This is a genomic window from Blautia sp. JLR.GB0024 (assembly GCF_037000545.1).
GTDB lineage: Bacteria > Bacillota > Clostridia > Lachnospirales > Lachnospiraceae > Blautia > Blautia celeris.
The window spans coordinates 907,763-914,332 of record NZ_JBANBF010000002.1; the positions used below are offsets into that span (position 1 = coordinate 907,763).

Sequence of the window (6,570 nt, forward strand, 5' to 3'; positions counted from 1 at the left end):
TTCAAACAGACATTTCATAAAATATAGAAAAGAAAAAGGAGAACACGATTATGGCAAGAGAATTTATCGTACCGGGTCAGATCATTTCCGGTTCAGGCGCATTAAATATGGCAGAGGAAGTATTAAAAGGACTTGGAAAAAAGGCCCTTATTGTTACAGATAAAGTGATGATTCAGTTGGGAAACTGCGCAAAAGTTGAGGCAGCCCTGAAAAACCAGGGAGTGGAATATGCCATTTACTCTGAAATCGTAGGCGAGCCCACAGATACCATGATTGAAAACGGCCTGAAATTATACAAAGAGGAAGGCTGTGACTTTTTAGTGGCTCTGGGCGGAGGAAGCCCCATTGACTCCATGAAAGCCATCGGTTCTCTGGTTATAAACGGCGGATGTATTTCCGATTACATGGGCAAAGTGATTGATGTGGAGATGCCTCCTATGGTAGCGATTCCGACCACAGCCGGAACAGGTTCCGAGGCAACACAGTTTACGATCATCACAGATACAAAGAAAAATATCAAAATGCTGTTAAAGGGCAAAGTCCTGATGCCAAGCCTGGCGATCATTGATCCGCAGTTCACCATGACGGCACCGCCTAAAATCACAGCAGCCACAGGTCTCGATGCTTTATGCCACGCAGTGGAGGCATACACATCCAGAAAAGCACAGACACTTTCCGATACATTTGCCATGTCAGCAGTAAAACGTATCTTCAAATATCTGCCGGCTGCATTCAAGGACGGCAGCAATGAGGAAGCCAGAGTACAGATGTCCGTAGCTGCTCTGGAGGCTGGTATTGCATTTAACAATGCATCTGTCACCATCATTCACGGAATGAGCCGTCCGATTGGCGCTCTGTTCCATGTAGCTCACGGCCTTTCCAATGCCATGCTGCTGAAAGAATGCCTGACCTTTGCTCTGGAAGGGGCATATGACCGTTTTGCAGACCTGGGACGCGCAGTGGGTGTTGCAGTGGATACAGATTCCGATAAAGAGGCAAGTGAGAAGTTCCTTGCAGCAGTGGAAGCTATTACAAAAGAGCTGGAGACACCTACATTGGGTGAATTTGGTATTGATAAGGATGAGTTCTTTAAGGTGATTGATAAGATGGCGTTCGATGCCATGGACAGTGGTAGTCCGCAGAATACGATGAGAGAAGTTACGGAGGATGATGTGAAACAGATTTATAGAAATCTGTGGTAATTTGATTCCGTAAGGTGGTGAAGCTCCGGGACCGATGGATTGTCGGTTCTGGGGTTTTTTTGTGTGAGATGAAGGTGGATCAGAAGGCGGACGGAAGTGGATGGAAGCGGGCCGGGGAAGGGATATGCCTGTGAGCGAAGCGTTCCGCTGCCGGGGAGCTAACCTGCTCCCATTTACTAAATTCATCGGCAATGGCCTCTTCATTAAGTAACTGGGGCAGGTGGATCTCCCCGGCGCTCCACTGAGACATCGCTCCCAGGCATATCCCTTCCCCGGCCCGCTTCCATCCACTTCCTGTTCTTCGGCGTCCCCGTTAGTTATAGTATTTTTTAGTGCGAAAGTATTTGGAAAAGGTTGAAGTAGTTAAAACTTTGCGGTGTGAAAGAATTAATTTTGTTTTGTGAAAAGGGTTTCTCAGTGTGTCTGTCAGACTTGTATATTTACTGGGGAGTTTGCGTATAGGAGTAGCGGTGGCAGGTATTCGCACAATCATAAAGCTATTTTTGATAGGTGAATACCCGTAACTATTCCGCTTGTTCAAGGGTTATAATGTTTTTTTTCGAAAAAGAATCAGCATTGGGAAAAGAGTTTTCTTTTCTGTTCCGAGAGCAAACAATATCGGATAGAGGGATTTTTTCGCTATAGAATGTCAGGACTGGTGGAGCGGGCGGGGGTCTCCTGTGGAAGACATTGCGGTAGAGAGCCTGAAAATCCATCGCTTACTAAGACTTAGGCGCGAAGTCTTTACTGAGCGTCTTAGTCGCAGTTAGCGATTAGTTGAAGGGGAACGAAGCTGGCTTCCACAGGAGACCCCCGCCCGCTCCACCGGGCCGTCCCCATACCAGCCACCCCACCCCGCCCGCTCCACCGGGCCGTCCCCATACCAGCCACCCCACCCCGCCCGCTCCACCGGGCCGTCCCCATACCAGCCACCCCACCCCGCCCATTCCATCAGGCTGTCCCCATACCAGCCACCATACAAAAAACATTGCCATCTTGTAACTACTTGGCGAAAATGATAAACTGAAAACAAAACAATTATGAGGGAATGTGGAATGCGAAAGAGTATAACAAAGCTTTTTCTGGCAGCTCTCAGCCTTTTATGCATCAGCGGCTGTGCCGGCAGGGATGTGCGGGAACCGGAGCAGGAGATCATTATCGGGGTCGTGACAAAATCCAGGAACAGCGAATACTGGATGTCTGTCAATGCAGGTATGGAGAAGGCTGCCAAAGAGAGGAATGTGAAGACAGTCATTTTGTCCCCGGATACGGAGACCGACAAAAAAATACAGAAAAAAATGATACAGGACCTGCTGAAAATGCAGGTGGATGCCCTGGCGGTATCCCCCATTGATTCTTACGATAATCAGGATTACTATGCCCAGGCCCTGGAAATGGGGATTCCGGTGTATGCCTATGACACCCCTATCGCGGATGTGGAGGTCCCCTACATAGGCATTGACAATGAGACGGTAGGGTATGAGCTTGCCAGAGTGCTGGCTGATAAGATGGAGCACAAGGGGAACATTGCCATCATTGCGGGCAGCAGGCAGCAGACATCCCATGAGAAACGGATCGCCGGATTTGAAAAATACATGGAGCAGGAACCGGATATCCATATAGAGGTGGAGAAGAGCGGATACAGCAACCTGCGCGTATCGGAGCAGGAGATGGAGGAGATCCAGGCCAATTATCCGAATCTGGATGGGATTATGACCACCAGTGCCGTCACTGCCCTGGGACTTGCGGAAGCTACCAGGGGGAGCGGCATTGCCATAGCTACCCTGGATGACCAGGAGGACGCGATCCGGGCAGTGGAGGAAGGGCGCATCACTGTGCTGGGAGCCCAGTCCGGCTATGAGATTGGATATGAGACCGTGAAATATATAGTGAATGATAAAAAAGGAATCAAACAGGACCGTGAAAAGATTTTGGATACACAAATTTTGACCCGGGAAAACGTGGAAGATTATCAGAACCTAAAAAAATGACACAAAAATCAAAAAATAATCCCTGTCTTCCGGTTGGCTGCTGATCTGTACCCAAAAATAGCAATATTTTTAGAATGCCACAGGAAAACACGTAAAAATAAAACTATGGAATCTAAAATTTCTATTACTAGGATTTTCCCTGCAAAAAGGTAAAATAAAATCATCAAAAGGATGATTCAAAGAAAGGCAGGGAAACAAAATGGGAAAAGAATTAGCACAGAAAATAACCGGAGGAAAGCTGTCGTGGGGAACCAGACTGTCTTATGCCAGCGGTGATGTGGCGTGCAACGTTGTGTTCGGAATGATCGGCACGCTGCTTACTCTGTTCTACACAGACTATGTGGGAATCAGTCCGGCTACCGTAGGCCTGATGATGCTGCTGTCAAGGCTTTTTGACGGTGTGTCTGACCTCATCATGGGTGTTATCGTAGAGCGTACCAATTCCAAATGGGGAAAATCAAGACCGTGGATCCTCTGGATGAGCGTACCCTTCGCATTGTCAGCAGTTCTGCTGTTTACAGTGCCGCATACCACAGGAATGCTTCAGTTCCTTTATCTGTTTGTAACTTATAACTTCTGTACAACTGTATGTTATACAGCCATCAATCTTCCTTACGGAAGCCTCTCAGCCATGATGACCAGGGTTTCTTCTGAGAGAGATATGCTGAGTGTTGTGAGAATGGGACTCTCTCCCATCGGTAAGATCATTGCAGCCACCTGTACACTTCCAATCGTTAAACTTTTCGGAGATGATCAGGCAGCATGGGTTAAGACCATGTCCATCTGGGCAGTGCTGGCACTGATTCTTCTTCTGGTATGCTTCTTCAAATGCGAAGAGACCGTAAGGATCGAGGCAAAGGAAAAAGCAGAGAAAGTACCCCTTGGAAAAGGATTTGCAGCACTTTTTAAAAACCAGTATTTCTGGGCAGTTCTGGTATTATGGATGGTACAGAGCGTTTCCTTCGGTATCTCAGGAACCATTTTACCGTACTACTGCAAATACATATTCGGAAATGATACATGGATGTACAGTGCTCTTTTCCTGACAGAGACACTGACACTGGTAGCAGGCATCTTCGCCTGTACACCGCTTATTCGTAAATTCGGAAAACGTAATATTGCCCTTGTGGGTTCACTGATCGCGCTGGCAGGACAGCTTCTGTTCTTCTTAAATCCATACAGCTTCCCGTGGATGGTAATGAGCTGTGTGGCACGTGCCATCGGCCTGGCTCCGCTGAATGCGGTTGTATTCGGTATGGTAGGTGATGTAGTGGAATTCGGGCAGTGGAAAACACACATCAGACAGGAAAGCCTTATTTTTGCCGGCGGTTCTATCGGAACAAAGGTAGGCGCAGGTCTTGCATCTGCAGCTATGACAGGGCTTCTCTCCCTGGCAGGTTATGTAAGCTCTTCTGTGGGAACCGCAGCCCAGCCGGAAACAGCGCTTAACATGATCGTAAATATTTATAAATTCGGACCGATTCTTATTGCAGCAGTGGCATTTATCACACTTGCGCTGTACAAATTGGATAGGATGTACCCGGATATTATGAAAGAGTTGATCGAACGTGAGTCAAGAGGGGAGTTATAAGATATGAAAGAACGTACATTGATTACCATCAGCCGTCAGTATGGCAGCGGCGGCAAGGAAATTGCAGAGCTGCTTGCAAAGAAAATGGAGACCCGCTGCTATGACAGACAGATTCTGTACCTGGCAGCAGAGAAGTTGGGCGATTCAGACATGGATATGGATACCATTTTGGATATGTCTTATAAAATGCCGGATAACAGCATGGGTTCCTTTATGGAGGGGGTGAATTCCCTGGGATATGAATCCATTCCTTCCTATAATAAAATGTATCGGGAACAGGCAAAAGTTATCCGCAGGATCGCGGAGAAGGAGAGCGCTGTATTTTTGGGAAGATGTGCGGACGTGGTTTTAAAAGAATTTCCGGAATGCTACAATTTCTTCATCTACGCAGATGAGGAATTCCGAAGAGAGCGGGCAAAGGAATTTTACGGGAACAAATCCATAAAGGAACTGGAAAAAGAGAATAAGACACGTGAGCGTTACTATAACTATTATACAGGACAGAAGTGGGGAGACCCTTTGAACTATGACCTGATGATCAACACAAGCAGATTTTCCGTACAGAAGGCAGCAGACCTGATTTGGGATTATGTGACAAGCTGTCAGTCTGAGTGATATATGTGTTGCTGTAAATTTCAATATAAATTTCAATTATTTAATTATCAAGAAAGAGGTAAAAACATGAAAAAAGTAAAAGTAGGTATCGCAGGTTTAGGAAGATTAGGTAAAGTACACGCAAACAACATCGCATTCAAGATTCCGAATGCAGAGCTGACAGCGGCCTGCTCCATCATGCCGGCAGAGCTGGAATATGCAAAGAAGGAACTGGGTGTCCAGGATGTTTACTCTGATTACCGTGAAATGCTGGAAAAGGCAGATATTGATGCTGTGGCTATCGTAACTACAAGCGGTGAGCACTGCTGGCAGATTGCGGCAGCTCTTGACGCAGGAAAGCACGTTTTCTCCGACAAACCCCTTGGTGTTACGGTGGAGGAATGTAAGCTGGCAGAGGAAGCTGTTGAGCGTCATCCGGAGCTGGCATTTTTCCTGGGATTTATGCGCCGCTTTGACCCATCCTATGCGTATGCAAAGAAGAAAATCGAGGAGGGCGCAATCGGAACTCCTTACATGGTAAAGGCAACAGGGATTGACCCGGAAGCACTGGTGGAGGGCGCCATCAAGTTCGCGGCTACCAGCGGCGGTATCTTCATTGATATGGCGATTCATGATATTGACCTGATGAGATGGTTCTTAGGTTCCGACCCTGTTGAAGTTTACGCTGCAGGCGCGACCTTCAAACATCCGGAATTCAAAGAAGCAGGGGATGACGAGACAGGTGTAGCTATGTACCGCTGTGAAAACGGCGCACTGGGATTTGTACATGTGGGACGTACTGCAGCTCATGGTTACCATGTTGAGACAGAGATCATCGGTACCGAAGGCTCCCTGCGTATCAGTCCGGTTCCGGAGAAGAATCTGTGCATGATCTACGACAAGAACGGTGCAGTGGTTGAATGTGTAAGCGGGTTCCCGGAGCGATTCGCAGAGTCCTACCAGCTTGAGATGCAGGAGTTTATCAACTGTGTAGAATCCGGAAGAAAACCGGAAGTGACTGTATACGACGGAACAAAATCTACCCAGATTGGTTTCGCTACCACAGAAGCATGGAAAAAAGGCGGTATTGTTAAAATCGAATATTGATCCGTATTCCTATATTGTTTACAGGAAGACCTCTATAGACCGGAAGTGTGCTGCTCTTTTAGCGGCACACTTCTGTTATTCTTTT

General features: G+C 47.2%; 5 protein-coding genes. All 5 read left to right on the plus strand.

Features of this window, described 5'->3' with window-relative positions:
• The first annotated feature begins 50 nt into the window (after positions 1-50).
• The 5 genes from V8Q34_RS08105 to V8Q34_RS08125 all read left to right on the plus strand — a co-directional run bounded on the left by V8Q34_RS08105 (position 51) and on the right by V8Q34_RS08125 (position 6,485).
• Entirely contained in the window at positions 51-1,202 is a 1,152-nt protein-coding gene (locus tag V8Q34_RS08105; protein ID WP_033143022.1) for an iron-containing alcohol dehydrogenase, read from the plus strand.
• 1,055 nt (positions 1,203-2,257) lie between these two features.
• Positions 2,258-3,193, plus strand: coding sequence for a substrate-binding domain-containing protein (locus V8Q34_RS08110; protein WP_118593861.1), 936 nt, complete (start codon positions 2,258-2,260; stop codon positions 3,191-3,193).
• A 199-nt stretch (positions 3,194-3,392) separates the two neighbouring features.
• Positions 3,393-4,784 carry an MFS transporter gene (locus tag V8Q34_RS08115; RefSeq protein WP_033144225.1) on the plus strand — a complete coding sequence of 464 codons (1,392 nt, stop codon included), beginning with the start codon at positions 3,393-3,395 and terminating at the stop codon, positions 4,782-4,784.
• A gap of 3 nt (positions 4,785-4,787) precedes the next feature.
• Positions 4,788-5,399, plus strand: coding sequence for a cytidylate kinase-like family protein (locus tag V8Q34_RS08120; RefSeq protein WP_033144226.1), 612 nt, complete (start codon positions 4,788-4,790; stop codon positions 5,397-5,399).
• 66 nt (positions 5,400-5,465) lie between these two features.
• Complete coding sequence (locus V8Q34_RS08125; protein WP_033144227.1) at positions 5,466-6,485, plus strand: Gfo/Idh/MocA family protein; 1,020 nt, start codon at positions 5,466-5,468, stop codon at positions 6,483-6,485.
• The last annotated feature ends 85 nt before the right edge of the window (positions 6,486-6,570 follow it).

What these genes read in the sequence shown, in the direction of transcription:
- V8Q34_RS08125 (WP_033144227.1), top strand. Translation starts at nt 5,466, where the DNA reads ATGAAAAAAGTAAAAGTAGGTATCGCAGGTTTAGGAAGATTAGGTAAA.
- V8Q34_RS08115 (WP_033144225.1), top strand. Translation starts at nt 3,393, where the DNA reads ATGGGAAAAGAATTAGCACAGAAAATAACCGGAGGAAAGCTGTCGTGG.
- V8Q34_RS08120 (WP_033144226.1), top strand. Translation starts at nt 4,788, where the DNA reads ATGAAAGAACGTACATTGATTACCATCAGCCGTCAGTATGGCAGCGGC.
- V8Q34_RS08105 (WP_033143022.1), top strand. Translation starts at nt 51, where the DNA reads ATGGCAAGAGAATTTATCGTACCGGGTCAGATCATTTCCGGTTCAGGC.
- V8Q34_RS08110 (WP_118593861.1), top strand. Translation starts at nt 2,258, where the DNA reads ATGCGAAAGAGTATAACAAAGCTTTTTCTGGCAGCTCTCAGCCTTTTA.